The sequence below is a fragment of the Bacillus sp. DJP31 genome (genome assembly GCF_049310945.1).
Lineage (GTDB): Bacteria > Bacillota > Bacilli > Bacillales > SA4 > Bacillus_BS.
This window is the reverse complement of the sequence record NZ_JBMERO010000004.1, coordinates 162,020-188,706: the sequence shown is the minus strand read 5'-3', so window position 1 is coordinate 188,706 and position 26,687 is coordinate 162,020. Positions and strand designations below refer to the sequence as shown.

Below are 26,687 nucleotides of genomic sequence, written 5' to 3'. Positions count from 1 at the left end.
ATTTGCCCTTCTCGAAGGGAGGGCCACTTTAGTGTAATAGGTGAATAAAAAAGAAACATATCCCTCGTATTGGTGAGAAATATGCGTCTTTTGATATTAGTTCATATCCTGTTAATGAATCTACTGCTTTTCCTTTAATATACTAGTTAAATAAACAAGTAAAGAAATTAACACTGATAGTAGTATAATAATTATCGTGCTAAATGTATAAATTAGTGTTTCATAAAGAATATTACTATTAAATAGAACACCTAATACAAAGTATAGAATAACATTACCTATTAAAATCAATATAAGAACGCTAAAACATTTTGACATTGCCTTATTAATCCCCCTCACTGAATTTTTTTCATACAAATATGTAAAGCTTCGAACTTAAGGCTACTATCCCCCTTTTAACAGGGACTCTTCTAACAACTACAACTATTAAAATCATTATTTCCATCTATTAAACGGTTCAATTGAAATCTACCTGTATGTTTATACAAATCCTTGCTTATCTTCGCTACCCGAACCTCATTTCAGTTTTTCAATGAAGTCATAGATTTTTTCTGTTTTTTTTGCGAAGATGTCCATAGCCTTTTTTAGTAATGTATTTTCCTCTTCTAAATCTTGTGCTACTTCAGATTCTCTTTTTCCGTATTCCTTCGCCCTACTTACAGCACCTAATTAATTCTTTCTCATAACCTTTTCACATCTTGGACAAACCCGTTAATTGATAGTTAAATTATACTACACATTCACCCTATTTTACTGTGTCTTATATTTAGACTAACATCATATTTATAAAAAAAATCCACTAAAAAGTACAAGGTACATATTGAGTTTTACTAAATAAATAGAGAGTCAAAGTTACTAATTGATTATTCCGACTCTTCTCTTAAATAATCCCTTGCTGACTTTGAATTTATTCTGTAATTAATCTAATGACATGAATTTAATTTGGTCGAATGTCCAATAATTAATAAAAACTTGTGTACTGGCTTCTTCTAAAATAACAGCCTTCACACGTTCGTACCAAACCTGCACATTTATAAATTACATACCACCATACTTTCTTTTTCTCTATATTAAGAGGAGAGCGTGTGGTCATCGTAATTTGATTTTTTAATTTACTTAAAAAAACCCAGGATGAACATACCAATTCGGGATATTCATCTAGGCTAATTGCTATTAATTTTTATTTGTTCTTAAAATTGACTCAGAAACCACTTATTTTCTTTAAGAACTACTCATTTTGGATTTTTCACTCCATTCATTTGTTGTTTATATTGTCGGTAGACAGCATTTTTTTCAGGTATGTATTCTGCGTTGTTATTGATTTCTTTTGCAATTTTAGTATTTAAAGAGTGGTTATCTAAGAAATTTCCTTTCCCTCTTTTTCTGGGTCCGAATTTATTTGTATTTTTTGTAGGAAAATAAAAAATAGACATAGAATCCTCCTCAGTGAAAGTTCATGTCTATTATTATGTGTAAAGTGTTTTATTTATTATTCAAGGCGTCACTTTTGCTAACGACATCTCATTTTTGTACCTACGATATACGGCATTCTTATCTTTGTTATAAGTTGCATAAGTATTGACTACGCTTTTGAAGTTATTTAATGTCTGAAGACTAGTTAAGGTTTTCGCTGGCGTCGGTGTGTTGTCTGTAGATGGCGTCGTAATGATGCGAACTTCTACTTTCCTTCTTGACATATTATAACTCCCCTTCCATTAAACTTCTCAATATAATAATAACATGATAGTGTACAATCCTCAAGAACCAGTGCTTGCTTCCATAGAAAATTGTGACATCGCTAGATCAATCTGGTATGTAATAATTCCCCAGGCAGATAATATCATCAAGAGATCTGATTCTGTTAAGCTTTTTGAAGAGACCCCATATAGAATAGTGAAATCTTGTTCATTTTCTTGATAAAGTAAAGGAACAGCAAAATATTTATCTTCAGCCTCATCTAAATACTTCTGTTTATGATTAAAAGATTGTCTAATTACCTCTGATTTTTTTTTGTGTAAGGTTGTCATTTGATTAGTGTTTAACTGATTGTTATCAATCGACACAACGCCAATCTCGGTAAAATCAGGAAAGGTTGCATGCAATAAGGAAGCTAGGTATTCAGATGCAAGAAACTGATTGAACGAATTATAAGAATTTACACAATTCGATATCCCTTGATAGATATCTTCATTAGTTGCAACTGTATGTATAAAAGATAACCTCTTTAATTCGTCTGCCTGAATCGTTTCAATTGCCCTATCTGCAATTTCTTCTTGCCTTTTTGCCTGTTCCTTATATTTGAGTCCACCAAATTCAATCGACTCCAGTTTACGAAAAGGTAAAGTAACAATGAAATAAGCAATAATAGAGAGAAGAATCTTTCCAAAGATTACAATCCCAAATGAAGCATGGTGAAGCATGGGGACGGTTCTCTTGCTTCGCTACTGCTTCAGCTTCAATTACATTACATTTGCCGTCCACTTTTCGCCACTGAATGGCTGCTGGTAACTTTAATGGTTGCGGAAGCACAGGGACGGTTCCGGCTGCTTCTAATTATCTCTTCTTTTATACACAAATAAAACAAGTGCACCAAATTAGGCACACCTTGTCTATCACTTGCCTATCTTAACTGCATTTCTTCCTTAACAACCTCATCCTTCACCATCTGCTTAATCATCTGATCAATCCGCTCAATCTCAACACTCGAATTTCTCCACCAGGTTCTGCTCCATATCCGAGTAATTTTCCAACCTTTTGATTCTAGAAATTTTTGACGGTACACGTCTCTTTCTTTTGCAGAAGGAGCACTATGGTACATTGCTCCATCACACTCGATTCCTAAGATATACTTTTCCGGATAATTAGGATGGACAACTGACAGATCAATTCGATAACCAGACATTCCGACTTGTGTGTCTACTTTATAGCCTAGTTTTGTTAGCTCATTATATACCTGCTCTTCAAATGGAGAGTCGAATGATAGTGTTGCAGCCTGTTTTTTAATATTTTTGTTTTCATTTAATTGAACTAAGACAGCCTCAACTTCATCCTTTCTAAGTGATGAGACTGCTTTGGCATATTCTAGGTAACTTCTCAATAATCTTGGTCCATCATTTTTGGCAGTTGCTACGTTCAAATCACTAGGTTCGATGCTTGATACCACATAAATTTGTTCTTTTGCACGTGTGATGGCAACGTTTAGACGGTTTTCTCCACCTTGTTGACCAAGTGTACCAAATCGGTTGTATACTCTGCCTTCTTCGTTTCTTGCATAAGCGATTGAGAAAATGATGAAATCACGCTCGTCACCTTGGACATTCTCAATATTTTTGACAAATAATCGTTCATCAAGATCTTTACTCATGACTTGTTGATAGAGAACACCGAATTCTTGGTCTTTTTCTACTTCTCTATCAATGATATCTAAAATTTTGTCCTGTTGTTTTGCATTAAAGGTAATAACTCCGACCGTTTTTAATGGGTTGTTGATCATGATGTTTTTTATTAACTCCACCACTGCTTCAGCTTCAATAACATTACATTGGTTGATCCATTTGCCCTCCACTTTTCGCCACTGTAAAGCTGCTGGCGATTTCAATGGTTGAACGTTTGGTGCTATTTGAATATTTCCATTATAAAAGGCATGATTTGAAAAGTTAATTAGCTCTTCTGACTTTGAACGGTAATGCCATTGCAGCATTCTTTCAGGCAGAATACGTTTAGCTAAATTAAGTAGGCTTTCAGATTCTTGCAATTCCATTTGTTCTTCGTCATCTTCATCGCCTTGTATTTCACCTTTAAAAAGACTAGAAGGTGGAAGCTGCTTTTCATCCCCTGCCACAACCAGAGTTTTCCCGCGGTATGCAGACGGAAGTCCGTTTTCGACCGTACACTGAGATGCTTCATCGAAAATGACCACATCAAATAAATCCTTTTGTAAGGGAAAGATCGCAGAGGCTGTTTCTGGTGATGTTAACCATATAGGCATAGCATCGAGTAAGCCGTTTAAGGAAAACTCCCTCACAAGCTTTCGCACTGGCCAAACCTGGCGTTTCTTCCCCACTTGGTGCTTCAACTCTCTCATCGCTTTGCTATTATGCTGTTTTACTTGGTAGAGCCTTTTTAACAATATATTGATTAATACCTTAACTGCTAGGTTTCTTTTTTGAACTAACAAATCTTTGAAATTTTCACGTACCTTGTCCAATTCTTCTGTTCCGATCTTCGTCAAGGAAGGATGCTTCCTTTCAATTTGATCGATCCAGTGAATATAAGCAGATTGTTTAACAAGATCAACCCATTCATCTGCTAGCTGTTTATGAACGTTATCCCCTGATTTTTGTTTTAATAGGTCTATGATCGTTTTTATAAAAGGTAAACTTTCTTCATAGGTCCGATCCATGTTTCGCAGCTCTTCAAAGTCCTGTATGATGAATTCTTGTTGCTGCTGAAAATCTGTTAGTGGGATGTCCCCTTTTGTAATTCTCTCATTGAGTTGGGTAAGGGCCACTTTTGAGAAGTACGTTTTTAAAGAGTCTACTTCTTTAGACATTTTTTCTGAAACCTGAGAAAGTTCATAGAGTAATCTTAAACTTTCCCGAAGTTTCGGCCACTCTTTTGATGACAAACCCTTAAATTTTTCTTCGTTTAACATCTCTTCAACAATCGTCTTACCGGTAAATGAAGTCCACCACCATAGCCTTAACTTCTGCAGTGACCTTTTTTCATCAGGACTTAAGTCGTCATAGATTTTTTCTAATTTATCACTTATATTCCAGCTGTATTCTGGTGTAACAAAATCCTGTTCGAATTTCTCTAAGTAGTCTATACTTTGTTTCGCTTTCTCTTGAACGTTCTTAAGAATTTCAACAATTGTAAGTGAATCCTTCATATCTAAGTTTGTAAAAGGACTTCTACTTTTTAACGGATAGTTAGGACTACCAAATCGGCTGTAGTATTTACCATATGAAAATATCTTGATAAGTACTTCTTCTAGATTATCTTTATATAACGATGTTAACACGTTTTCAATGTTTAATATTGTATCCAGGCTGGTAACAGGTTTACTTAGTCCATATAAATCATAGGCTTTAAACCCGTGTTGATGGACTTCATACAGCCCTTTTGCAATCGCATTTAATTGCGATTCAGCTTGCTCAATCTTCGAAGAAATTTGGTTGAGTTCAGTTTCAAGTTCCTGGGTAGAAAGGTCATCCTCGAGTAAACTATGCAGCTTTCGGTACAAGGATTTCCGATCATTCTTTTCATCATGTAGTAACGCTACATGAGATGACAAACCGATTGAGTCTAAACGTTGATACACCACATCTAACGCTGCTCTTTTTTGACAAACTAATAGTACTTTTTTGTTCTGAGAAATAGAGTTGGCAATTAAATTGACGATAACCTGTGACTTCCCAGTACCTGGAGGACCATGGATGACAATACCTTTTTGATTGTCAACTTCCTTGATAATCTCTTCCTGTGAGGCATCTGTATCCAATACGAAAAATCTTTCGTTCTCGCTTTGTTCTCTTCTTTCCTCTGCATCTAGATCATCACCAGGCTCCGAGATTTTATCAAGCTCTTCACCAGCCTGAAGAAGTTCACCAATCACTCCAAGATCCGTGTTACCACCTTCGACCATGCTAATTAAGTCTTCGTAATCCTTCAGTATGGCAGAATTCCCTTGAGGAAAGTTCCCTAATATCGCCATGTTTTCTAACTCAAATTGACCATTTTTATAATCAGGTACTTCATCTTGTTTGTAATCCTTAAACGACTGTACCTCACTTTGATTTGACCAAAGAATATTCAAAGAGTAGTTTTTCAGCCAAGATATCCACTTTAAAAAGTTAATCGATTGGACTTGTTCTTCTGCTTCGTCGAAGATTTCATCAGGTACATGAATTCCACTATATTTTTTGAAGGCAAGAAATAAAGTACGGTTGAGTTGAGCTCCCCCATCATCAAAATGAAGCTTCCACTGTGTGCCACTCGCCTTTTCTCTTTCAAGTCTGACTGGATATAAAAACAATGGAGCTCTGATAAACGTACCATCCAGCATATTACCAGTAATATAAGGGTACCCAACATATAGATCGTAAAGGCCGGTTTCCTCCTCAATCCCTTTTATGTTCCTGAATAATGAGGTTAGCTTATTTGAAAGAACTAATGAATCTTCATTAAGTGGATTTTGCTTTAGGAGGATGACATTCCCCTTTTGTTCCACCACTCTCTCAACTATTGTTTCCGCTGTTGTTTGATCTAACTTATCTATCGTACTAATATCAAACGCCCATTTGTCATATAACTTTAACATTCGAATCGATCGGTTTCTCTTACCTAAATCATTTAACCGATCCTTTAAATGAACTAACTTTTTCTTCATAGCATCACCTTTTTCTATCAGTTGCTTTTATATTGGTCTCAATTTATATACATATACTTGTCCACTTTCAATTATAACCCCTAGGTTTTTACAATAAAAGACAAAATGCGAGTTCATTGAATTCATCTTGTAGTCAAATATGTGAAAACTAAATCTAAGGATTAATAAAGCAAACAAAAAAAGGCGAGATTTAACATAGACTGCTGAAAATGTCTAAATATCACCTTTTTTCGTACCCATTATTTAGTTGGTAAATTAAAAATGATATTATAGAGATAGAAAAATAAGAAAATTGGTGATACCATGCTACCTAAAAAAGAATTAATGCTCAGTTCATATAGTGCACTTTATGATATATTAATCCCGAAGGATCATTTCTTAAGGAAGTTTAATAACTTAGTTAACTTTGAATTTATTTATGATGAGTTAAAAGAGACGTATAATGAGGCATTTTGCGCTACAGCCAAATGTCCCATTTTGATGTTTAAGTTATTACTACTCAAAGTGATGTATCCAATGTCTGACCGGGATTACTGTCTGGAAATCGAGGTGCCTGTTATATTATTCTAAAAGAAATCTTTGTTCACTTTTTCTAATCTGTTAATTAAAAGCGATAGAGCTTCTCTTTCCCAAAACAATATACTAATACCCCCACTTGACATACCCCCGTGAATCTCTACTATATCTATTGATCCTACTATTCCCCATATTAATTTTGAGTGAAAAATCTGTAAAATGAATACAAACCCAAAATTTTTTATCCTGTTTTCGACAAATATAAAAACACCCACAAGTATTGATATATCAATGTTTGTGGGTGTTTATCGTTTTTATAATTTACTCGTTTGGATAGCCTTCCCCTTAACACTCCACCCTCCTATAACACCCCGCAACCGCCGGAAAACTCCCAAACTCTTTCCTCATTTCCCGAAACGTAATCACTTCATACCCCCTCATTATTTCAAATTCAAGCGGATATTCGTGACAATTATTTGGTTTATGTTGAAATGTTTTTTCATAGAATTGAATTGGGAAGCATGGGGACGGTTCTCTTGCTTCCATTAAGCAGAAGAACTGTCACCATGCTTCTATACAAGATAAACTACTAGATTTAAAACAATCGTAAACACAAATGAACTTCTTCTGCTCGCCCAATCGTTTTCTTAAATTCAAGTGGCTCATAAAAACTTAGAAGTTCACTAACCTTTCTTTGACTTTCGATCTCATCCATATCCTCTCCACTAGGAGGAAAGGGTTTGAGTAAAATAAAATCGATACCTAAAGCTTTGCAGTAATTAATATTCTCTTCCATTGCTTGGGTGCCATACCCTTTTCTTTGGTACTCTTTCCCAATAGATAAATCTGATAAAATTGCGATCGTTCCATATACACTGATTGTATTTTCATCATAATCGTTTTCTTCATACACCGCTACATCACTTACACCAAGTTCTCTAGCGAATTTCCATACAGGATCATCATGTGTTTCCTCTTCTCCAGTTAAATCTACTCCTTCTTTCTTCCACATTTCGTATTCTTCGGCTTCAAACTCATTGTTAAAAATCCTAACTGAACTGACAGTTTGGTAAAGATGCAGCTCAAGCCCCTCGCAAAGTTCTCGTATCGAAGGAGAGTCAGCATGTTTAGTTGAAAATACAATCATTTCTCCTTGACCAATATTGGTTTCATCCTCTTCTTCGTCTATTAATAGAATGGTCATATCTTTTTGAATGTAATTAACTACGTCTTCCAAAAATGTAGATTCCATTTTGACATTTAAAAACATAGAAGTTCCTCCACTATTCTCATACTATAACTGCTTCCCATTTAATAAAGGATTTTATCACCTAATCTAATTTAACCATCAACACTCTTGCTTATCGGGGTTCCTACTTTAAAATTATCACAAAATAACCAGTTCGACATGAAAATTAGTAGGATTTGGTTTTCTTTTTTTAGGAATCAGTGAAGATACGATTCTGTTCTATTAAGGACAAGTTTTATGCACAAAATGCGAGACTAGTAGTTGATCATAAGCATTTATATCCAAAGTCCCTTCCCCCCTATGAAGCAAGCATGGTAATAGTTCTCTTGGGTCCATTTGGAATTAGAAGAACAATCCCTAAGCTTCTACTTTTTCCTTGGCCGTTCTATTCTCTTATAAGAAAAATTATAACTTTTCTTATAAAATTTGAAAATCAATGTCGACATTGTTTTTCAAATTCACTTAAGAGTTCTTCAAAGAACAAAGATAAGATTATTGTAGAAGACGCGGGCGTACCCTCACCTAACCCGTTTCAATTATTCGAAAAAAATGGATTTGGAACACTTAGTAGCTGCCTAGCTGAAAAAATAGAAGCATGGTGCAATGATCAAAACGATGAACTTGTGATCGCGGCAATGAAACTAGCATTATAGAAGAAGTATGGGGACTGTCCTCTTGCTTCCATTTGGAAGCAGAAGAACCGTCCCCATGCTTTCGAAGGTACTTCCATTTACACAGATAATGGCAAAATCTATCGTTCTGAAACTCTGCAATATGCTTGTGCTCAACTTGGGACAACAGTTATCCATACGCAACCCTACGATCCTAAAAGCAAGGGAAAAATTGAACGTTTTTTTAAAACTGTTCAAACAAGATTCTATCCCTTATTAGACACTAACCCAGCACACTCATTGGAATAACTAAATGATCGATTCTGGCTTTGGCTAAAAGAAGACTATCACCGTAGGGTGCATGCTTCTTTAGATGGGCAAACTCCCCATGGAGTCTTTCACTCCCAATTGGAGAACGTGAAGTTTCTGGAGAATCCATCTATTCTGGACTCTATCTTCTTGAAACGTGAACAAAGAAAAGTAAAGGCAGATGGAACCATAACGCTCAATAAGCAATTGTATGAAGTACCACCACGTTATATTGGTCAATCCATTGATGTACGCCTGGATGATCAGGATGTATTCGTTTATGAAGAAGGGAAAGAAATAGCAAAATTAAAGCTTGTTAGTATGAAAGATAATGCCCGTGTAAAACGAAACCGCTCTCCTTTTTCCGTTCCAGATCAAAAGGAGGAGCATGCCGATGTATAAGTCCTATTATTCGCTTGCTTATGAACCATTTCCAGAAGGATTGAAGATATCGGATTCCTTTCAATCTCGTCCTTATCAAGAAGCCCTGTCGGGCCTAGATTATTTGAAAAGAACAAAAGGCATTGGCTTACTTTTAGGAGAGCCAGGAGCAGGGAAAACCTTTACATTACGCACCTTCAAGGAATCATTGAATCCCTCTCTCTATCAAGTCATTTACTTTCCCCTCTCAACTGGAGTAATGGACTTCTACCGGGCTTGGCCTATGGATTAGGTGAGGAGCCGAAGTTCCGAAAGGTAGATCTATTTAGACAAATTCAAGAAGGAATTGAGCGACTTTATCGTGAGTAGAAGATCACTCCGGTATTTATCCTAGATGAAATGCATATGGCAAAGGATACGTTTCTACAAGATTTGGCTATTTTGTTTAACTTTCAGATGGATTCCACCAATCCGTTTATTCTCGTTCTTGCCGGTTTGCCACATTTAAGGACAAGACTAAATTTGAATCAGAATCGCCCATTGGCTCAGCGTATCATCATGCGATACCAACTCGTTGCTTTCGATAAAGAAGAAGTTTCCCTTTATGTCGATCACCATCTAAAGGTTGCGGGATCGAAGATATCCATTTTCACAGAGACAGCAAAAGAAGCCATTGCCTACAATCACAAGGTTGGCCACGGGTCATCAACACCTTAACAACGAATTGTCTATTATATGGATTTCAAATGAAGAAGGAACAGATAGATGAAGAGATTGTTCGAATAGCCGCGGAGGATACTGGATTATGATGAAACGTGGAATTTTAGTTTTTGACCACCGAAATGACACATGGAGAGTATGGATTGGCCAAAGATCCTATGGTGTGGAACAAGGACAGACGATTGAACTGAGAATTAGAAATCATTACTATCAAGCATATGTTGAAAAGGATTTTGACTGGTTTATTACCATGAATCAAAATGTAAGCTTTAATTTAAAGCCACTTGAAATTTATAAAGTCAAAATCTTCACACCATATTTCCAACTTTCCGATGCCCCTTTCTAAGGGGTTTTTGTTTTTAGGTCTCCTAATCTTCAACTGAAATATTTGAAAATCAAAGCGAATTAATCTGCTCATCGGAAATAAAGTGAAAAATATTGCACATTATTTCAGGTTTAGTGATGGATTAATTTGAATTCCTTGTGCTGAAATAAAGTGCTGATTTACACTATTAAGATGAACCATAATTTCTTTAATCTCATATCTTTCTTCTAAACTTATTACAATAGGTCTTAATCAGAGGGTCTTAAGGGACAGGGAGAGGTATATCATTTCAAAAACGATACACCTCTCACTAACCATTATTCGTACACTAAAACTTCTTCACTTTCCTAGCATTTACAATTTCATTGGCCATGCCAATAAAATGAGCTACCTTATCATCCTTAAGACTTAAGAGCTTTTCCTTCTCTATTGTTAGTTCTTCTTTGCTTGCATTAGCTAGTAGTTCTACATAAATTTGGATTAACTCCTTTTTTGTATACCTTGCCTTCGTAAGCTTCTTTTTTTTACTAATATAGTCTTGTAAGTCTTTTATAAGACGAAAAACTTCCTTTGATTCTGCTAATTCTAGTATTTCTTCCAACTGTAGTTTGTTTTCATATGAATCAAAGTTCACTATATCAGGATGTTTATTTGGTTTATTCTTAGTTATTACAGCTTGGGTTGCTCCTATATCTAACATTTTCACTAAACGAAGGACCTCTCTTAAATACTGATGATCATGATCTTTCAATACTTCAATGACTTCTTTAAATTCTGTTTCATCAAACATAGCCTTAAGCTTTAAGCATTCAAGTAAAAGAACTTTTGAACTCATATATCTAACCCAACCCTCTGCAAAAATTCGTCTCCTACATCGTAAAATTCCTTCATGACATAATCTCTTACTCTTGAAGTCTCAAACATAGGTTTACCTTCGCGGATTCCGTTTACATACGCTTTAGATTCCCTTACTTCATTTTGAAAGACATACCAATCATATTGTTTCGCCAAAACCTCTACTTCTTGCTTTGAAGTTCTGTTTTCTTTTGGTTCACCTGGTTCAACGTTATTAAAAATAACACCTGCTACTTTAATTTCATTTTCACCTGCATTATCATGATTAAATTCTTCAATACTACTTGCCAATAAAGGTAGACCAATAATGGCGAGCTTTTCTAGCTTCACTGGAATAATAAGATTATCGCTTGCTAAGTAACTTGCGACAGAAAGGATGGAATCGGTAGGAGGGCAGTCGATTAGAATGAGGTCGTATTGATGTTTATATTCAGATAAGAATCTTCTTAGTTTATGTTCTTTCGTTGTAGGATTTTTAAGTGTTTTGGAAAGTTCAACACGAGATGGGACTAGGTGAATGAGACTTCCATCTGTCCATTCATCTACTGTACGGATAACATCATCACTAACATTGTTGCTGTTTTCAAAAATATCGACAATTGACTGGTTATCATCTGCTAGAAATTGTTTATAGCCTTCTTCACCCATGAAAATTTGAGTTAAATTAGATTGGGGGTCTAAATCAATCACTAATACTTTATACATTTTCTTATAGGCCGCATACCATGCAAGATTATAGGTAAGTGTAGTTTTACCCACTCCACCCTTCATATTGAGCATTGACACAACCTTTGTCATATTGTTTGCCCCTTCCATCCATTCGTTTAGAAGCTTTAGCCTCTTTTGCCCTAAGTTGTATTTCACAAACTCTTTACTTAATTCTTCTTTGTGAATTCTGACAATGGATAAAAGCTCTTTAATTTTAGCTCTCTCATGAGGGGTTCTTTTTGTAAATAATGAGTAGGTTGCACATGCATCAATTAGCTCGTTTAGTTTCTTTACCAATTCTTGTTGAGAAAGCTTCATAACAATCCTCCCTTCCCTGCTACCCTATTCATATGGAGTTTCCATACGTTTATGACAGTTCCATAAAACTTTCAACTCAAGCAAAAGGGTGTTTATCGTTTTGAATTATTCAGTAAAATGTTATTATATTAATAAAAACAGGGTGATAATTTTGAAAAAGACAGTAAAAGTGGTCGCAGCTATAATTGAAAACGATAATAAAGAACTTCTTTGTGCATTACGATCTCCTAAAATGGCTATACCAAACATGTGGGAGTTTCCAGGTGGAAAGGTAGAGAAAAATGAGGATATTTTTGAAGCCCTTCGTAGAGAAATTGAAGAGGAACTTCATTGTAAAATAGAAACTAATGAGTTATTTAACGAGAACACACATGAATATGAAACATTTATCATTAACTTAATTGCAATTAAGTGTAAAATTACTTCAGGTAATCCTATACCAACAGAGCATTCTAAGCTAATATGGCTAAAACGCGAAAACCTTGATTCCCTTAAGTGGGCTCCAGCTGATATTCCTGCAGTTGTAGAATTAATTAAAGAAAGATAATTTCCAGCTTCTCTTCCTGAAAAAATGAAAACCCACGATTTTTTTCGTGGGTTTTTAATGTATCTATTCTTTTGTTATATAGTGATAAAGTTTTGGTTCAATGGAGTGTTCTAAAACTAGTTCTAACGTAACTACAGGGATCTCTTTGTTGTTTTTATCCAACATGCTTGTTTGTCTCGCTGTTTCTTCTTTTGGTAATGCAGTACCTAAATAATAGAAATCAGTACCTTCTGCATCATCTTTTTTTACAAATATATGAAGTTCATATTTTTTTTGTTCAGAAAAAATTATCTTTTGAACTTCTTCTGAATGCAGTGTTCTATTGCTTTTAGTAAAGTACTTAATTATCTTTGGATTTAGGAATTCATCTCCATATTTTACACTAGCATCAATCTCATCATCTTTATGATACGTTATGAAGATAGGGCATGTTCCATGTTTTGGCTTATAGCCATACATTGTTGAACTCTCATCATTTTGCCAATTCAGAAGCTTACACGCATCTTTTCTTGAGTACTTTTGGTAAAGTGTTAAAGGTTTTGATGTAGAATAGTCTTTCGATTTTTCTTTAGCTGTATAAAGAATATCATTCAGTAGAAGGTGAAAATACTCATTTGAAGAATAGCTTTGACTAATTAATCGGTTGACCTTATAGACATTATTTTCAAAATCTACAACTGGAATGTTACCATACTTCTTTTTATAGGATTGTGTAAAAAACTCCAAATTAAAAATACGTTTAATCGACTCTAAAGTGCTTTCAGTCACGTAACATTCAAAAGAAACTAGTATCTCTAAATACTTGTTCACTGATAGTTCATTTTGCTGTAACAATAAATCAAGTAAAATAATCTCATGTTTTCTTTTCCCATTCAACACCTCAAGTGAGAGAAAGACAAGGATTTGTTTTTCATATTCAGAAAGTGCAGGAATGTCTTCATTCATTTTCAACAAAAACTGATAATAATTTGAATGCTCCTCTACTATAACTAATGGATCAATAGAATTATGGGTGATGAAATCGTACATATAGGGTATCCTACCAATTTTATTTTTTAGGTCTAGATAGGCTTCTCGTAGTATCCTTAATGAAGTTAGTTTCGTTTCATTTATCGCTTTAAAAACTTGCTTTGCAGCAATCTCTTCAAAGTTAATGGTTGAGACACCCTTAATATAACTAGTGTCCTTCATGTTACGTCGAACATTATCTTTATTTTGTGATTTATCTCCTGATAAGGCAATTGGAATAAGATAATTATTCTTATAGTTACCAATAAAATCAATTATCGTCACAAAGTCCTTTGAATTGTGCTTTCTCAATCCACGACCCAACTGCTGAATAAATATGATACTAGACTGTGTTTGTCTTAGCATTACAACTTGGTTGATACTTGGAATGTCTATGCCTTCATTAAAAATATCAACTGTAATAATGTAGTCTAAATGCCCATTCTCCAACAAATTCACTTGACGAATTCGCTCATCCTGAGAATCATCTCCAGTTAATGCAACTGTTCGAAATCCTCTTTCATTTAGAAGCTCCGATTGTTTTTTGGCTTCTTCTTTTCCACTACAAAATATTAAACCTCTTACAGATGAACCTGAATATCCATAATAATTAATCCTATCAATAATATGATTTATTCTTTCCTCATTTACAAGCTTTTGCAAAGTGCTTGTATCATCTATTACCTCTCCATTATGCTCAAAATCTGTAACACCAAAATAATGAAATGGGCATAGCATATCTTCTTCGAGAGCTTCCTGTAATCGAATTTCATAAGCTATGTTATAGTCAAATAACTCGTAGATGTTGAAGTTATCAGAACGTTCAGGAGTAGCAGTCATTCCTAATAAGAACTTCGGTTGAAAATATTTAATTACTTTTAGGTAGGATTCAGCTCCAGCTCTATGTACCTCATCTATTAAAATATAATCAAACTCTGTAGGATCAAATTGTAATAATACATCATCTTTTGATATGGTTTGTATCGTTGCAAATAAATACTTTACGTCAGACTGTTTAGATGTACCTGAAAGTATACCAAAATTTTTACTAATATCACCTAATATCTCTTGATAATCTGATTTAGCTTTTTTTAATATCTGTTCCCTATGAACAATAAAAAGCATTCGTTTAGGGGAAACCCTACGGACATCAAATGCAGATAAATATGTTTTACCAGTTCCAGTTGCCGATATAACCATACCTTTAGTATGACCACCTTCGCGCACGTTTTGAATACTTTCTAAAGCAGCAACTTGCATATCATTTGGCTTTATATTAATTGCATCTTGCAAAGTATTTAAGCGGTATTCATTAGGGATTTCAACAACGTTTTTTAGCTCTTCTTTGATCACTTGCTCTGAGTACGTTTTTTCATATTGTTCTATCCAATCTGCAGATAACAAATTAGAGTCTTTCCAAATCTCTTCAAACTGTTTAATAAAGTGATGAATAATCTCTCCATTTTCATGAGATGTTAATTTTACATTCCACTCATAATTAACTTTTAAAGCATGAGATGTTAAATTTGAGCTTCCGACTATCAGAGAGTAATGTGTCTGATGATTAAATATATATCCCTTTGAATGGAAGCCTTTTACATCTGTTAATCTGACCTCCACATTCGATATCTTCATCAATTCTCGAAACACTTTGGGATTGTTAAATTGAAGAAACGTAGACGTTAAGATCCTCCCTTTGATACCTCGTAACTTCATATCCCATAGATATGATTTTAAAGTAGCCAGTCCACTCTCAGTAATAAAAGCTACGGAAAAGAAAAAATCACTACAAACATTTAACTCTTGTATTAGTGAAGTTAAAACATTCTCATTTTGTTTCACACTATTTACTAATAACATAGGCTTATACATATCTGTTTTATTACTTGAATAATCTATAAAACCTTTATATAGAGATTCTTTTAAGTTTTCAACAAAGTTTGCCATACTAGCTCCTATCTCAATTTAAAAATGAATTTCATTATTTTTTTTATTCTCTATCCAGTCAATGGACTATATACATACTTCATCTCTTCTTAATCAAAGAAAGTTATAGTTGTCCTTCCTTTTATACACTTCTAGGTAGAGTTTTCTTAACAACTTAGTCTTTTCATCTCAACTAATTATTCGCTTCTTTGGCATCCATTTATCCGTAAAACCATTATCAATGGAATGTTGGTAGAGTTGCACAGTCAACATCCAATTATTTATAATAAACCCACTGTCCTCTTCCACTATCCTTTAAGGAGTTGTCTCTTTGTTTATTCTAAACTAGGTCGTTAGGTTTTTGTTTGCCTCCATCGTTCGTTTAGAATCTCTAAGTTTAATTAAATTCTAATACAGCGAGTTATGTTATGTAAAAAACTCTTTCAGTTTAATTGCTTCATCCCTTTCCTCTCAAAATGCCGTTGCAGCCTATACTCACAAATTTGCTTCGTCCATTCAAACAAAGTTTGTTCATGTTCAATTTTTACATCTATTTTAATGCTGAACACATTCTTCTCAAAAACAACCAAGCCTTTTGAACTCCCACTCCATTTTGACATGGGCATTCTAGAAATGAGACTACTTACTTTCTCCTCATCATACTCCCATAACCTCTTGGATTCCTTGTCCGAGAAATCTATCTTCTTTCTGTAGTCCTTTTCAGTCAGGTATCGATGAAAACCAGGTGCAATTTCCTGAGGTGTGATGCTGTTATACCATGCTGCCTTACCACGCTTTAACATCGCATTCAAAACAACCATCTTATAGCTTTTCGCCATCCCAGTTTTCTCTACCTCAGATAACCAGTTTTTGTAATCATTATAGACATCCAACTCGTTACTAGTTAATTCATCTGCCCACACTAAAAAGCCTATGTATGTCTTAAATTCCTGCTTGTATTCATTTACATCTACCGAACCTTTTAAATGCAGCTCAAGATAGGATGGTCTTTTTCCAAGCTCTTCCTTCAGCACACGATAATTACTCAACAGCTTCTGCTTTCTCGGCTGGTGTTTGAGTGAAAGCTCTTTAATTAAATTAATGACTCTTATATCTAAATCTATTACACACCCAACTGGAACCTGCGGGATTGTAGAGACACCTTTTTTAACCTCAGTTTCACCTATATTAAACAAGGAAAGCTTATAGTCTGCATTTCGGTAATTTCCAATCAAATCAATAATGACACATTTTTCTTTCTCAGGATGAAGTCTCAACCCTCTCCCAATCTGCTGTGTAAAGACAGTCAGAGACTCAGTAGGTCTAACAAATAGAACTGTATCAACAGAAGGAATATCCACACCTTCATTAAACAAGTCCACTGTGAAAATAATATCTAATTCCCCTTGGTCAAGCTGTTGGATAGCATTTTCCCTCGGAATATCTGATCTAGAGTGTAGACTAATGGAACGGTATCCATGCTCAGTAAAATAGTCCGAGAGAAAATTAGCTTGTCTGATTGAAGAACAAAATCCAATCGTACGGGTTTGCTTATGTAAATTCCACGCTTCCAAGATCTTCTCAGCCATTTCTTCTTTCAATTGTACAGCTAAAAGCTCCTGTTCATTATACTTAGCACCTAACCAGGTAATTTGGGAGTAATCAGTCTCATCATAAACGCCTACATAATGAAAAGGTGATAGCCAATGCTGCTGAATGGCTTCAATAAAGTCAATCCGGTAGGCAACATTTCCATGACAAATGGCATATACATCCTTGTTATCAGCACGATCTGGGGTTGCGGTTATACCTAACAGAAACTCAGGCTGAAAATAATTCAACACCCTCTGATAAGAATCTGCCGCTGCATGGTGAAACTCATCCACAATGATAAGGTCAAACTCATCATGACTGAAAACCTCCAGATGTCGTTTCATACTAAGAGTTTGGATCGATGCAAATATTACATCCGCATTGGACTCCTTTGAATGTCCATTGTATATTCCATATGTATTGTTCGGGTTAACTTTATTAAAAGATAACCTTGCTTGCCCTAAAATCTCTTCTCTGTGAGCAATAAATAATACCCGTTTGTATCGCTGTGAAAAGAAACCTGCCAAATAGGTCTTTCCAAGTCCTGTAGCCATTACAACCATTGCACTGCTATATCCTTCTTCAATGGCAGACCCCAATTGCTCCAGAGCATCTACTTGTGCAAAACGCGGAGCTATTTCATCATATCCAGATCCCTCTTCTGCAACTTGGGTTGGAAGCTCCTCAGGTTTAGGCTGATACATCAAGGCTAACTCCTCAAGTTCCGTCATCTTCTGAGCAAGCTGAGGATTTTTTTGATGAAACAGATCATAATCCTGCTGATAATGCTTAATCGTTTCACTATTAATGGCCACTGTATGTTCCGAGTAGAAAATGTCAATAAACTGCTTTGTAGCATAATCAAACGTTTCTTGATTTGCTCCCTCTTTTAACAGAGCATTCCACTCAATACCAGTGGTCAATGCCGATTTCGATAGATTGGAAGAACCGATAATGATGGTTCCATTCTTATCATAATGAAAAAGATACGCCTTTGGATGAAAAGAAACTCCATTACTTCTCCAAAGTCTAATCTCAAGGTTGGGGTGAATGCTATTTAGTAAAGTAAGAGCTTCCGGTTGAGTGATGAATAAATAGTCACCCGTACACACCTTAATATCTGCACCTCTACTAGCGGCTTCTTTTAAGGAATCTACTAGCATTCTTACTCCAGACGTCATGGAAAAAGAGGATAAAATATAGATGGAGTCTGCCTCTTGTATCCTCTCTCTCAATTCATGAACTAAATTGGTGGTGATTAACTGGCTATTGCTCATCTTCAACCTCGATTAAGAAAATCTTTTCCTTAAACCCACCACGTTCTTCTGCTTTTTTCTCCCGTATTTTTTCAACCTCTTGGATTGAGGTTCCATGATATTCAGCAAAGGCATGAAGGATTTCAAGAAGGTCAGCAAGTTCTTCGATTGCTTCGTTTTGATCTTTAGCATTTATGTATTCTTCTAGTTCTTCGGAGGCTTTCTTTTGTAGTTCTATGATGTAATCTTCGTCTGAGAGGATTGTAGTTGAGTATTTCTTTCCAGTTGCTGCGATTACATTTGGGATTTGGTCTCGGACTAGTTTGTTGTATATTGGCATTTTAATAACTCTCCCTCAATTTCGTAGAATTGATTTTTATCTTTCCAAATTGTAGTAATTTAATTATATCAAAAAAAGCATATCTAGTAGACATGCGAAGGTCTTTGTTGTTTATAAAGTTTTGGTTCTTCATTTAACGTCTATTCTGTTATAGCCTCACCCGAAGTGTATAAAATTCGACATATTTCGGGTGGCGACAGTGCACTTGAAACTTCCTTTTTTTTATATTTACAGAATTACATAATCCAGGTTATATGAATCTGTTAAATAATATATATAGTATTTTAAGAACTGATAAGGTTCGATTTCGTACCTAATAGACTTTTAAATTTAATAATTAAATACTGAAATAGTAAGAATCTGTATGTTTTGCTTATCTCCCTTTTTAACAATCTGTTTTTAGGAAGTAATACAGTATTTCTTGTTTTAATAGTTTCCTCGAAAAGAGGTTCAAGTTGCTCATATGCAAAAATTAACCGAGAGCTTACGATATCATCTCTTTTATTTCCGGACTGATACATGTTTTCCAACCATTTTGGTGTAATAGCTTTATTCAGTTTACCTTCGAGACTAATCTTAAACACGTCTTCAGTGATCATATAGTCAATAGCTAGATTAACTAGTGCATCTTGTGCAATAGAAAACATTTCTTTAGCGTCGTCTTCAGCTAGTTGATCAAGTATTTTTTTGGAGCCCATAGCAGACACCCCCAGATAAATTCTTTTATTATGATAAAGGGAGTAATGTGACGATGACTAACCCAATAAGAAGACGGCCAGATACAGACGAGATCATCAATCATTTAAACAAAAAGGTTCGTACCTGTGTTGAAAAAACATCAAGTAAGGTCAAACATGCTCTTGAAAACTACGAAAAAGAAAAAGCTAAGCGAATATAATTCACTTAGCTTTTGTATGTTTAATTAGTGTTAACTTCTTTTTTAAGGTTGTAATCTAGCAAGGCAGTTTGGACTCGTTTGTGAATCTCTCTGCTTTCCCTTAATTGCTTTGCTGTTATTCTGTTTAATCTGTCTTCGTGAGTTTTTCTTAGAATGTCACGTTCGTATTCTTCTACTTGTACAATAACAACTTTATTATTTCGTGGCATAAAATTCACCCTTTCTTACAAATTAACTACCAGCATTTACATTATCTTCTTTACGAACCAATGCACACATTAGGGAAAGAACATCATATAGACCCTCTAGGTAAATTATAGTAAAATCTTTCCTTTGTGACAAGAGAATTTCATCTTCTGTTGGTTGTGAAATCAGAAGATCATAGATTTCTCTTCTCTCATCTTGCAGATGTATATTAATTACCCACTTTGTCCCGTCGTTAATCCTTATATAAAATGCTATATGATAACTTTCGTCATATTCTCGGTGATTTCTTTGATTGCTCACCTTTACAAATGCGCAATTTTGAAACCGTTCTTCATCTAATTTTATTATATCAACATCTTCTACTCTACGCATATCATGACTGCTAAAAATGTGTTCTAACTCATCAACTTTTAATTTATAAATTGAGTATGGGTCTATTATTTTTAAATCTTTCATTGTAAGGTTAACCGTTGAATACATTGATACCTTCTCATTATAGATTTTTAGAAGATTTTTATATTCATTGTATTGCAAGGTCATTTTTTCAAATGAATTAGTTAGTGGTTGATTCTTACTATCAGTTTCTCCAAGTAAAGAGGCGAATTCTTCAGTTTGACTTTCTGCTTTCTGCTTTTCACTTACCAATCTGCCATAATCTTTATTATGTTTTTCAATTATTTCAGTGTCTTCCTCTGTCTTTCCTGTTCTTCGATATCAGCCATTTCTTCGATAAACTCTTTGACTTTTTCAAAATCTAATTCTTTATCTTTTAATAGTGCATCTACTATCTTATGCTCAACTCGTTCTTCTTTATAGATTCCAAGGCTGAAGTTTTTTGATTTAGGTTGGCTTTGAACTGAATTTACGTAAAATTTAAGTGCCTTATATGTATTGACTATAATAAGCAAATACAAAACATTTTTGTAATTGAACCAACTTGGTACCTTCCCTGTTTCCCCTGAAGTAAATAAAGAAATCACTGGAATATGTTTCTAATGTCTTTAACCGCAACCCAGATAAGAAGCAATGCCGATACAAACATAAGCCATATTTCTTCCAAATGTTTGGGCTTTCCTGGGTAATCCTTGTACAATTCTTTGAATGTACTAATCGTATCCTTTGTGTCTTCTTGTAATTTTTTTAGGTAGTCTGTAATTTGTTTTTTTTTGAATATTGGGACAAGAAATATGCTCCTTTCTATTTTTCAAATTCAAATTTTACCGTTTTTCATAGATCAAGTGGCATTGTTTAATTGATTCAATTAAATATGAATTTAGAATCTTTTTTCCTAGAATTCCTACAAATTATTACAAATCCCTTTATTATTTATTTATATCGTTTAATGCCTCTCCTTACTTTTAAGCTCTAAAATCGAAAATCTACTCTAGTTATTGTAAATCTTAGCGAAGAGAAAACAGCGTTTCATTTTTAACAAGAGTGACGTGGTCCCTCGGGTCAAAGGGACAGGTTTGTTGTCCCTATTATTTGTAAATTACTGACATGCTACTACTGTATCATAAAAGGGTTACATAATTTGGTATATCCCTTCAAAAAGTTGTTTAGTCACAAAAGACCCAAAAAGGCCCATACAATTGTATGGGTCTCACTTCATTTGAAGGTAAATTAGATGAAGAAGAGCTCTTTGAGAAAAGTATTTATCCATAATGGAGATATGATTTTTGAGAATCCGCAGGGTAGTTTAAGGGGTAGTCTAATGAAGAGGGATGGTTAATTGAAGTTTGACAATTGTTCATAAAAATCTCTTGGATGAATACGTTTTATGTTACCAATTGCCGAGGGAAAGCGCCGTTTATTAGTTGTCAATATGTACTCGCATTCTTCTTGTATAGCAGTTATCCAAACATGAAAATCGTCTTGGTCAAAACGACGTAGTGGTTCGGACATCTCTAGAGTAGACACAATTTGGTTAGCTCTATTATGGTCGCAACCACTCAAATCAACCAATACTTCACCAATGGGACGGTGTTCTCGAATAATTGTTTCAACACTGTATCGACCAATTAGGCTATTAACTGGTAGATTACTATATTGATCTAATATTGGACTTAAAAACTCATGTAAAAACATTTCAATTTCTTCCTGATTATAAATTACTCTGTTATTGCCATTACCAAGACCTTGCGCGGCATTTCGGACAAATTCAAATAAACAAACCCTAGATATAATTGGACGGTATAAAAAAGGGAAACGGGCAGCTCTCAGAATTCTTCGATTTATACCATCTACCCGTAAAGCTCCACAAAGTACAGTGGTGTCGATAAACACCTTTGGTGATTTAGGTACATTATAAATCAAATTCATCAACATCTCCTGCTTCCTTATTTTTTTTATCTATTTGTTTAAGGATGGACTCAGCATGTTGATCTTGTTCTTGCGTTGTAATGAAGCCATCCTGCGGTATCTTCCAATGGCCTCCGTCTGTCTTATAAGCACCTTCGAATCTTCCATTCTCACACATTCTGCGAATGGTTTGATCACTTAATCCTAACTTTCTTGCAACTTCATTTGGTGTGTAATAAGGAATATTTAATCGATCTGATTTTTTAACAACTTTGAAGGTTTTCTTTCCCTCCATTAAAAGGGAGACTATTAATTTTTTTCGTATAATTTGTGGATCACCCTCTCCTATTTTACTAATGTACTCAATAAAATCCACTAAAGTCTCATATGCTTTTTCTTGATTAAGGTGTGCTTGTGCACTTCTCATTTCCTTTTCAATTTTTCGAAGTTGATCAATGTCATTTACACTAGGTATAGCCAAACGAATGCTAAATCCAATTGGTGAAAGTAAGTTCATATACTGAAAAGAACGCTCAATGACAGCCTTTAAGACCGCTTTCGCTTGATCAACATCAATACTTACTAAGGTTTGAACACTATCCCACATTTTTTCTTGCTCATAATCTCTAATGTTAACCATTTTTTACACCTCCTGCTTTCATTCTATCTTAATATACACAAATACTCAACAAACCCAACAAACGTAACAATGATCGTTATTCTACTCATGATGATATAATAGGATAAAAAATGCTTTTCTAATTAATGACTGAGCTGTCATTGTACTCATTGCTATCCTCTCCTTTTCTATTAATCTAATGGTTTTACTCGTTCTTTAAGACTGTTCAAATAGGTCTGACGTACAAAACCTTCTCCACCTCTAAGTATTTCTTCCATATAATGAACGGGAGGCGCTATCTCTGCTTCTTTTTCTACGACAACAAACGTCAGTGCATCAATAATGGTTTGATCATCGAGCTTTATTTGTATGACATTAGGGCAATAACAGCCAGCATTTACTCCTTCTCTTCCATATAAATAATGAAGTGCGTCTGATGTAATTTCATACACTTTACCTTCTACTGTTCCACCTTCTTCTACGATATCTTCTATTCCTCCGTCTGCTGCTCTCCTTGTGAAACGCAGTGTGTAGCCATCCAAAACTCCTCGACCTAAAACCATATTAAAATGGTGATTCACCTTCGAATTTTTAAATCTAGCATTGTCCATACAGCTACCATACGCAAAATAATGATTCGAATTAATTCTTCTTAATCAAATTGTAAACCTTAAAATCACCATTTTTAATTTTTTAAAAGTTCCATATCAGAATTAGCATTATTCATCACATATACATACGCCTCATGTACTCCTTCGTCTGTATGAACCCTTTTTGTTATGCGGTCATAGTAATTGCTTTCTCCTTCTCCACGATAACCTTCTAATTCATCAAGTCTTGCTAGTTGGCTACTATTCACTTCATAAATCTCACCATATACTCGAGACCTTTTGTTCTCTTGTAACACAGGGTATCCGTAATTAGTGCCATACAAGCTTCCGGTTGTCCAGGCCTGCTCAGCCAGACAATTGGAAGCTTTTAATAAATAGTGATTTCTTTCATTTTTTCTAAGTGTTCCAAAAACGAAAACTAGATGTTTGTTTTCCATAATTATCACTCCTTTTATTGCGGAAAGACGTTTGAATTTTATTGATTTAACTGCAAAGTTCTACTTATAGTGACACTGGAATTCTATTGTTTTGATTATTAATCCGTTGAAGAACTCTTTTTAATTCTCTTGATTGTTGAAACACTCCAATCAACAGTTCAAGAGTGTTGTAGCAAGCATCGGTATCAAGTGTTTCTTCAGATGTATGCTCTCTTTGATACCCGACTGAGAGGTTGACGCTTTGAATACCGTGTGCAGCCCATATTCTTGTGTCACTGCTTCCCCCTTTGGTGCATTTCCAACCCGATAGGCCCCTATTAATTGCTGTTTCCTCAATAAATAACCCGTAGCTTTCATCACAGAATGGAATATATCCGCCACATGATGTGACGATATCTCCTGTACCACGGCGGTCAACCACAAAGGCAGCGTCTACGTCCCATAGAAAGTAATCATCTATGTTTGAAGCTCCTATTAAGCCCATTTCCTCTTCAACTGTAAATATAAATTTAACCTTACCGTTAAAACTATTTGAACTTAATCGCTCAGCTAGTTGTAACAAAATAGTGACACCTGCACGGTCGTCCGCTCCTAATATGCCTCTACTACTAGACCAAATAGGTCCATCCTTCATAATGATTCTACCTTCTTCAAAAACATCAACTGTATCTAAATGAGCATTTAAAAGGATTGAGGGACCATGGCCATTCCCACAAACTTTTTGTGCAAGAACATTTCCTTTATGGTCTACTGTTAAATAATCTACATAGGGACAAAGGTTTGCAATGACGAACTGACGAATACTCTCCTCATTTTCACTTTCCCCATTAATGGATAAGCTTTGCTCAAGCTGATTTAGAAATAATTGTTTTCTAATAAACTCTAAATCTTTTCGTACCCATTCTTTTTGAATGTTATTTAGCTTTTCTGTAGCATCTAGGAGCAGTTGGCGTTTACTTGACATTCTTATTTGGCGATTTCTAGTGTGAAATCTGGATAACCCAGCTGCACATAGAACTTTCGTTACACTCTCCATATCTACCCATTTTGCAAAGCTAATCATGGATCCTTGTCGTTCATGACCATCACAGCAATACTCTGTATGAAGCCCAAGACGGTTCAGCTGTCGTACCATTCCAGCGATATAGGTGTCTAATTCCTTCACCTTTGGTTCTTCCTTCCCAGGGCGGAACCATAAGCTTTCTCCTCTACCTCTATGTTTATAATCAACACATTCTAACCATTTTTCTTCTGTTATTACCGGGGTCGTTATGGTTAAAATACCTTTTTCAAAAGCATATGATATAGAAAGTTTCTGTAGGCACTCTAACAAGAATGTCATATTCTCCTCTGTTTCCTTCCAGCAAACAAATACATTTGCACTCTCTTCTTGCACCATAAACCCCTGACGAATAAATAATTGATTCCAATTTTTCATCGTATCATCTCCCTTTTGGTTATGGCTTAATTATCGCAAAAATGCGATGACATCCCTGTCATCGCATTTTTCATGATAAATATTCAATTTCTTGATCAACTCGGAACATGACGATGTACGGCAAGGTCTTATCAAAGTAGTAGGCGGTTTCCCTTCTGTAATTACTAGTTTGAATGATGGGAGGAATATCACAACTTCTCAGCTTAGTTTTTAACCTGTTCATGGCCTGAATATACGTGTTTCTATTTACTTCTCCATTCACAATGGAACTCGAAAAGAAATTTTGCAGTGTTATTCTGGTTGCAGGCAATTCCTCTGAGCTTTTCGTAAGTAGATTACGAAGGATATCACCATGATTTTGGCCCAAGTCTACCGAGTTATCATTGTAGACAAGTTTTATAGTTCGATCATTAAAATAAAGAACAATGGTATTCCTGGGTTCATGCGTGATTAGTTCATCACACTCCCCCTTTGAACAAGTAGCCGTTTCTTCTTCAGTAATCTTGTAGAATGCTTTCTTTTCCAAGAAACGCTCGTTTTCAGACAAACTCTTATAGAGTGAAGATAATTCATAATGAGGAAGTTCATGCTGATTATCAAATGGTAACTTCGACATTCCTTCATACGTTTCCTTCGCAATATATAAAGCGCTATTCGTTAAGTACAGGTGAGCATTCACTATTTGAGTTTCATTAAGACGAAAATCTTTTTGCTCATAGTATGGATCATGATCTATTGCTTTTTGGAAATGGTGTAGGGATTTCTGATAATCCTTATGTTTATAAGATAGAAAACCTAGTCTATATGCTACAATTGGGTTATTTGCATCAAAACTCAATGCTCTTTTTAGACAATTTATAGCTAAATGATCATCCTTTTGATACTCCATTTTAAGATAAGTTCCATAGTGAATTAAGTGAAAAACCAATTTCCTAGTCACATACTCCAGGTAACTCTTTTCCTCTGGACTATCTCTAACTATTTTCCTAAGTCTACGAACCATTTCCTCATAGATATCTATTTTCTTAGAGTATAACGGATTATCACCTTCACGTTCATGTATGTCCTGTTCAAGATCTTCAAGTTCTTCGATTGACATGTTTCTTAATTGCAAATTGTGCAC

At 35.0% G+C, this 26,687-nt stretch carries 24 protein-coding genes and 2 pseudogenes; 6 read left to right on the top strand and 20 right to left on the bottom strand.

What is annotated here, in order from left to right; translation table 11 throughout:
- Positions 1-120: 120 nt before the first annotated feature.
- The 5 genes from ACOI1C_RS06405 to ACOI1C_RS06385 all read right to left on the bottom strand — a co-directional run bounded on the left by ACOI1C_RS06405 (position 121) and on the right by ACOI1C_RS06385 (position 8,177).
- On the bottom strand, positions 121-318 hold the full coding sequence (locus ACOI1C_RS06405) for a hypothetical protein (protein ID WP_422509120.1): 198 nt from the start codon (positions 316-318) through the stop codon (positions 121-123).
- Between the two features lie 914 nt (positions 319-1,232).
- Complete coding sequence (locus ACOI1C_RS06400; protein ID WP_422509118.1) at positions 1,233-1,433, bottom strand: hypothetical protein; 201 nt, start codon at positions 1,431-1,433, stop codon at positions 1,233-1,235.
- A gap of 324 nt (positions 1,434-1,757) precedes the next feature.
- Positions 1,758-2,420: a hypothetical protein gene (locus tag ACOI1C_RS06395; protein ID WP_422509116.1), complete on the bottom strand. Its 663-nt coding sequence runs from the start codon at positions 2,418-2,420 to the stop codon at positions 1,758-1,760.
- Between the two features lie 200 nt (positions 2,421-2,620).
- Positions 2,621-6,391, bottom strand: coding sequence for an AAA domain-containing protein (locus tag ACOI1C_RS06390; RefSeq protein WP_422509114.1), 3,771 nt, complete (start codon positions 6,389-6,391; stop codon positions 2,621-2,623).
- Between the two features lie 1,111 nt (positions 6,392-7,502).
- Positions 7,503-8,177, bottom strand: a complete 675-nt coding sequence (locus ACOI1C_RS06385; protein WP_422509112.1) for a GNAT family N-acetyltransferase — start codon at positions 8,175-8,177, stop codon at positions 7,503-7,505.
- Positions 8,178-8,356: 179 nt separating this feature from the next.
- Between ACOI1C_RS06385 and ACOI1C_RS06380 the strand changes: the two genes are divergently transcribed.
- From ACOI1C_RS06380 to ACOI1C_RS06365, 4 genes and pseudogenes are all read left to right on the top strand, one after another.
- Positions 8,357-8,809 (top strand): hypothetical protein, encoded by a 453-nt coding sequence (locus tag ACOI1C_RS06380; RefSeq protein ID WP_422509110.1) that lies wholly within the window; start codon positions 8,357-8,359, stop codon positions 8,807-8,809.
- 75 nt (positions 8,810-8,884) lie between these two features.
- Positions 8,885-9,478 (top strand): annotated as a pseudogene (locus ACOI1C_RS06375) (Mu transposase C-terminal domain-containing protein); the annotation flags it as partial.
- Positions 9,471-10,266, top strand: a pseudogene (locus ACOI1C_RS06370) (ExeA family protein). The pseudogenes ACOI1C_RS06375 and ACOI1C_RS06370, both read left to right, overlap by 8 nt.
- A complete protein-coding gene (locus tag ACOI1C_RS06365) occupies positions 10,263-10,523 on the top strand; it encodes a DUF5348 domain-containing protein (protein WP_422509108.1) in 261 nt (86 codons plus the stop codon). Before ACOI1C_RS06370 ends, ACOI1C_RS06365 begins: the two are co-directional and overlap by 4 nt.
- A 307-nt stretch (positions 10,524-10,830) precedes the next feature.
- On the opposite strand, the gene ACOI1C_RS06360 is transcribed toward ACOI1C_RS06365, so the two are convergent.
- Both ACOI1C_RS06360 and ACOI1C_RS06355 read right to left on the bottom strand, forming a co-directional pair.
- Entirely contained in the window at positions 10,831-11,337 is a 507-nt protein-coding gene (locus ACOI1C_RS06360; protein WP_422509106.1) for a hypothetical protein, read from the bottom strand.
- Positions 11,334-12,383 carry a ParA family protein gene (locus ACOI1C_RS06355; RefSeq protein ID WP_422509104.1) on the bottom strand — a complete coding sequence of 350 codons (1,050 nt, stop codon included), beginning with the start codon at positions 12,381-12,383 and terminating at the stop codon, positions 11,334-11,336. Before ACOI1C_RS06355 ends, ACOI1C_RS06360 begins: the two co-directional genes overlap by 4 nt.
- Positions 12,384-12,534: 151 nt before the next feature.
- Between ACOI1C_RS06355 and ACOI1C_RS06350 the strand changes: the two genes are divergently transcribed.
- Positions 12,535-12,930 (top strand): (deoxy)nucleoside triphosphate pyrophosphohydrolase, encoded by a 396-nt coding sequence (locus tag ACOI1C_RS06350; RefSeq protein WP_422509102.1) that lies wholly within the window; start codon positions 12,535-12,537, stop codon positions 12,928-12,930.
- A 63-nt stretch (positions 12,931-12,993) separates the two neighbouring features.
- Here ACOI1C_RS06350 and ACOI1C_RS06345 read toward each other — a convergent pair whose 3' ends face one another.
- The 4 genes from ACOI1C_RS06345 to ACOI1C_RS06330 form a co-directional block, all read right to left on the bottom strand.
- Positions 12,994-15,885, bottom strand: coding sequence for a DUF3427 domain-containing protein (locus tag ACOI1C_RS06345; RefSeq protein ID WP_422509100.1), 2,892 nt, complete (start codon positions 15,883-15,885; stop codon positions 12,994-12,996).
- A 422-nt stretch (positions 15,886-16,307) separates the two neighbouring features.
- Complete coding sequence (locus ACOI1C_RS06340; RefSeq protein ID WP_422509098.1) at positions 16,308-18,734, bottom strand: DEAD/DEAH box helicase family protein; 2,427 nt, start codon at positions 18,732-18,734, stop codon at positions 16,308-16,310.
- Positions 18,724-19,053: a phosphoribosyl-ATP pyrophosphohydrolase gene (locus tag ACOI1C_RS06335; protein ID WP_422509096.1), complete on the bottom strand. Its 330-nt coding sequence runs from the start codon at positions 19,051-19,053 to the stop codon at positions 18,724-18,726. The genes ACOI1C_RS06340 and ACOI1C_RS06335 overlap by 11 nt, the downstream gene beginning before the upstream one ends.
- A gap of 284 nt (positions 19,054-19,337) precedes the next feature.
- On the bottom strand, positions 19,338-19,751 hold the full coding sequence (locus ACOI1C_RS06330; protein ID WP_422509094.1) for a hypothetical protein: 414 nt from the start codon (positions 19,749-19,751) through the stop codon (positions 19,338-19,340).
- A gap of 53 nt (positions 19,752-19,804) precedes the next feature.
- Here ACOI1C_RS06330 and ACOI1C_RS06325 point away from each other — a divergent pair, with 53 nt between their 5' ends.
- Complete coding sequence (locus ACOI1C_RS06325; RefSeq protein ID WP_422509092.1) at positions 19,805-19,951, top strand: hypothetical protein; 147 nt, start codon at positions 19,805-19,807, stop codon at positions 19,949-19,951.
- A 20-nt stretch (positions 19,952-19,971) separates the two neighbouring features.
- Here ACOI1C_RS06325 and ACOI1C_RS06320 read toward each other — a convergent pair whose 3' ends face one another.
- The 9 genes from ACOI1C_RS06320 to ACOI1C_RS06280 all read right to left on the bottom strand — a co-directional run bounded on the left by ACOI1C_RS06320 (position 19,972) and on the right by ACOI1C_RS06280 (position 26,678).
- A complete protein-coding gene (locus ACOI1C_RS06320; RefSeq protein ID WP_422509090.1) occupies positions 19,972-20,160 on the bottom strand; it encodes a hypothetical protein in 189 nt (62 codons plus the stop codon).
- Positions 20,161-20,182: 22 nt separating this feature from the next.
- Positions 20,183-20,803 (bottom strand): hypothetical protein, encoded by a 621-nt coding sequence (locus ACOI1C_RS06315; protein WP_422509088.1) that lies wholly within the window; start codon positions 20,801-20,803, stop codon positions 20,183-20,185.
- 29 nt (positions 20,804-20,832) lie between these two features.
- Positions 20,833-21,138 (bottom strand): hypothetical protein, encoded by a 306-nt coding sequence (locus ACOI1C_RS06310; RefSeq protein ID WP_422509086.1) that lies wholly within the window; start codon positions 21,136-21,138, stop codon positions 20,833-20,835.
- A gap of 748 nt (positions 21,139-21,886) precedes the next feature.
- Positions 21,887-22,480, bottom strand: a complete 594-nt coding sequence (locus tag ACOI1C_RS06305; RefSeq protein ID WP_422509084.1) for a PIN domain-containing protein — start codon at positions 22,478-22,480, stop codon at positions 21,887-21,889.
- Positions 22,464-23,099, bottom strand: a complete 636-nt coding sequence (locus tag ACOI1C_RS06300; protein ID WP_422509082.1) for a helix-turn-helix domain-containing protein — start codon at positions 23,097-23,099, stop codon at positions 22,464-22,466. The genes ACOI1C_RS06305 and ACOI1C_RS06300 overlap by 17 nt, the downstream gene beginning before the upstream one ends.
- Positions 23,100-23,269: 170 nt before the next feature.
- A complete protein-coding gene (locus tag ACOI1C_RS06295) occupies positions 23,270-23,725 on the bottom strand; it encodes a gamma-glutamylcyclotransferase family protein (RefSeq protein ID WP_422509212.1) in 456 nt (151 codons plus the stop codon).
- Positions 23,726-23,763: 38 nt separating this feature from the next.
- The gene (locus ACOI1C_RS06290) at positions 23,764-24,126 is read right to left on the bottom strand and encodes a gamma-glutamylcyclotransferase family protein (RefSeq protein ID WP_422509080.1); all 363 of its coding nucleotides are present in this window, start codon (positions 24,124-24,126) and stop codon (positions 23,764-23,766) included.
- 64 nt (positions 24,127-24,190) lie between these two features.
- Positions 24,191-25,564, bottom strand: a complete 1,374-nt coding sequence (locus ACOI1C_RS06285; RefSeq protein ID WP_422509078.1) for a M20/M25/M40 family metallo-hydrolase — start codon at positions 25,562-25,564, stop codon at positions 24,191-24,193.
- Positions 25,565-25,634: 70 nt separating this feature from the next.
- A complete protein-coding gene (locus tag ACOI1C_RS06280; RefSeq protein WP_422509076.1) occupies positions 25,635-26,678 on the bottom strand; it encodes a tetratricopeptide repeat protein in 1,044 nt (347 codons plus the stop codon).
- Positions 26,679-26,687: the final 9 nt, after the last annotated feature.